The organism is Nostoc cf. edaphicum LEGE 07299, from assembly GCF_015207245.1.
Classification (GTDB): Bacteria; Cyanobacteriota; Cyanobacteriia; order Cyanobacteriales; family Nostocaceae; genus Nostoc; species Nostoc edaphicum_B.
Genome location: NZ_JADEXF010000881.1, coordinates 1 through 2,863, shown reverse-complemented (window position 1 = coordinate 2,863; position 2,863 = coordinate 1). Strand labels below are relative to the sequence as shown.

Sequence of the window (2,863 nt, the reverse complement as noted above, 5' to 3'; positions counted from 1 at the left end):
GTTGAATCATACTGAGATTTAATAGTGCTATTGGTTTGTTGAAGTCTACTAATTTTTGCTTGTTTTTGATCGATAGTTCTAATAATTTGCTGCTTTTCAGGATTGTTAATCTTATCTTTGTAATCGGCATATTGCAAACAAGTTTGAGAAACCTTACCTAGATGTCCTGCTTCGGCTTGTTGATAGTTGCGCCGAAAACTGAGTTGATTGTTTGTGTAAGATGGCAATGAAAGTCTAACAATTTCATAGTCTTTATCTTTAGTGGTTTTCGCCCGGTAATTTTGCCACTCTGAATAACATGGATAAGCCTCAGTCGGGCTGATATGCCATCTGCTAATATCATCGAGTCCGGTAAAAACATTAATTAAGATAAAAATATCAACTATAATAATGACAATCAAACTTACTTTATTCAGTGGTTCGTTGTTGATTGTTCTTGAATTACTAAAAAATTGACTCAAAATTCGGCGAATCCTGGCAAACATATTGTCTTTTAAATAAATGTAAATTTAATCCGAATCAATTTTATCCGATCGTTAGTGAATAGCTAAACAAAAATACATCTACCGATCTGAAGATTTGTTAACTGCTGACGAAAAACAAAATCCCCAACAACTTTTACGAAGTCAGGGATTTGTAGTTTTCAATTTTCACAAATCAGGCTACGGTCAAAAATATCATGACTTTCACCTGAAGTTGACACAGTTGATGGCTGTGCAACTCTACTTAATACCGCTAAGTTTAAGAATATTCGTAGGTTGGGTTGAGCAATAGCGAAACCCAACAAACTCCTAAATCTTGGATTTCGTTCCTCAACCCAACCTACACATTTCTGTTTTTTAGGCACAACCTATGCAGTATTGCAACCCTACTCAACCCTATTTAGCAGCGAAGTAGGCTTCTAATGCCTCAGAACCACCAATTAATTTACCGTCGATAAATACTTGGGGAACTGTTGTCGCACCCGCAACTGCTTTTAACGACCGTGTGGTGATATCCTTACCCAAGGTAATTTCTTCGTAGTTGATGCCATGTTCCTTAAGCATCGCCTTAGCACGGGCACAGTAAGGACAACCCACTTTCGCAAACAGGGAAACTACTTCGGGCTTAACTGCTTGGGGGTTGATGTATCTGAGCATTGTCTCAGCATCCGACACCTTAAAGGGATCTCCTGGCTCGTCTGGTTCAATAAACATTTGGTTAATTACACCATCTCTCACCAGCATAGAATAACGCCACGATCGCTTCCCAAATCCCAGGTCTGATTTATCTACCAATAAACCCATACCTTCAGTAAATTCACCATTTCCATCAGGGATTAGCGTGATATTTTCTACTTCTTGATCCTTTGCCCATTCGTTCATCACAAAGGCATCATTAACAGAAATACAGATAATGTCATCGACACCATTCTCTTTGAAAACTGGAGCTAATTCGTTGTAGCCAGGGAGATGAGTGGATGAACAAGTCGGAGTATAAGCACCCGGTAAAGAGAAGACAACTACTGTCTTATTAGCAAATAGCTCATCGGTTGTCACATCCACCCACTGGTTGTCCTTGCGAGTATGAAAAGTGACATTGGGTACTCTTTGTCCTCGGCGATTGGGTAACATAGTTTTGCTTGCCTTTAGTAATCAATTCCAGTCATAACTTATCATGGGAGAACTGGTACAATGTAACTATCAATCAGCTAAAAGACTTTATTAATGAATGGAGCGATCGCTGCTACAAACTCAGCGGTTGATTCATAGGGTAAAACATTACGCCCATTTATTTTTATACCTTGACTTTCAGGCAAACAAGCAAGATAGTGAGCCAAGCGTTCATCTGGCGTTTCTTTTTTATTGTCTTGGCTAATACTCGATGCAGTTTCCCCCATAACCGCTAATGTTGGTTGTTGAATCGAGGCAATAAAACTAGTATAATCATCTCGCCAAAACCCTGCTAAAAAAGAAAATACTGCATGACGACTAGCAGGATTTTCTGCACCTGCAAGCAATGTATTTAACCACTCTGCATCCACAGCGCTTTCAGAAGCAAAGAGTTGACGAATCGAAAAAGAACGTAAAAATTTTGGGGTGCGTGCATAGCGATAAAAAGCACTGCCAAAAGGCGAATCTAACACATTCCAAAGGAATTTTTCCTGCCATTCTGGTGGTTTATTTGTCATCAAAGCCCACGTTGGCGGCCCAGAAAGTACCAGTCCGGCAATTAAATTTGATTCCTTTTGGACTAATTGGATAGCAACTGGCAATAAAGCACCTTGCACTACAAGAATAACAGGTTTTTGAACTACTGTTTGTAAAAAGCACTGCAACTGTTCTGCCCAATCACTAGGAGTGTAAGCTACATGGGGCATATCACTTTCACCACATCCTAGTAAATCAGGGTTGTAAATTGAATTACGTTGACCTGAATTATACCACTCACGACAAAATCGCTGCCAAAATCGCCGCGACAATCCCACTCCAATCGGATGAATTAACAGTAAAGGAACGCCTTCAGATGTTGTATTAATTGGTTGATGAACTTCGTAGGCGCAACGATAATTCTGCCAACTGTAAAACTGGCTAGGAGATGCTGTCAAATTGTTCGTGTTAGCTACAGCAGATGGTTGCATAATTCCTAGTTTTAATACTTGCTAAAAAATTATCTGTGGATGAATCAACTGGTATCCAGCTTCTTTGAGCTTTTCATTCGATACCCAAGCATTATATGGGCGAGTATTTTTGATAGATGTATCCCATTCTACTTTGGGTAAATTATGTTTTTCAAATAGGCTATCTAGTAATTCTCGGCTGGTGAGATGTGCATCATCTACCAGATTGTAAATTCCTTGCAAACGACGGTGACGGGCAAATTC

General features: G+C 39.5%; 3 protein-coding genes and 2 pseudogenes. 1 reads left to right on the top strand and 4 read right to left on the bottom strand.

Annotated elements, in window-relative coordinates; all coding sequences use genetic code 11:
* A pseudogene (locus IQ229_RS22125) lies at positions 1-485 on the bottom strand (hypothetical protein); the annotation flags it as partial.
* A gap of 94 nt (positions 486-579) precedes the next feature.
* On the opposite strand from IQ229_RS22125, the gene IQ229_RS22120 reads away from it, so the two are divergent.
* Entirely contained in the window at positions 580-774 is a 195-nt protein-coding gene (locus tag IQ229_RS22120) for a hypothetical protein (protein ID WP_194047422.1), read from the top strand.
* Positions 775-878: 104 nt separating this feature from the next.
* Here the strand turns inward: IQ229_RS22120 and IQ229_RS22115 are convergent, their stop codons facing one another.
* The 3 genes and pseudogenes from IQ229_RS22115 to IQ229_RS22105 all read right to left on the bottom strand — a co-directional run.
* Complete coding sequence (locus IQ229_RS22115) at positions 879-1,613, bottom strand: glutathione peroxidase (RefSeq protein ID WP_194047420.1); 735 nt, start codon at positions 1,611-1,613, stop codon at positions 879-881.
* Positions 1,614-1,690: 77 nt separating this feature from the next.
* Positions 1,691-2,620 carry an alpha/beta fold hydrolase gene (locus IQ229_RS22110; RefSeq protein WP_194047418.1) on the bottom strand — a complete coding sequence of 310 codons (930 nt, stop codon included), beginning with the start codon at positions 2,618-2,620 and terminating at the stop codon, positions 1,691-1,693.
* Between the two features lie 21 nt (positions 2,621-2,641).
* Positions 2,642-2,863 (bottom strand): annotated as a pseudogene (locus tag IQ229_RS22105) (SDR family NAD(P)-dependent oxidoreductase); the annotation flags it as partial.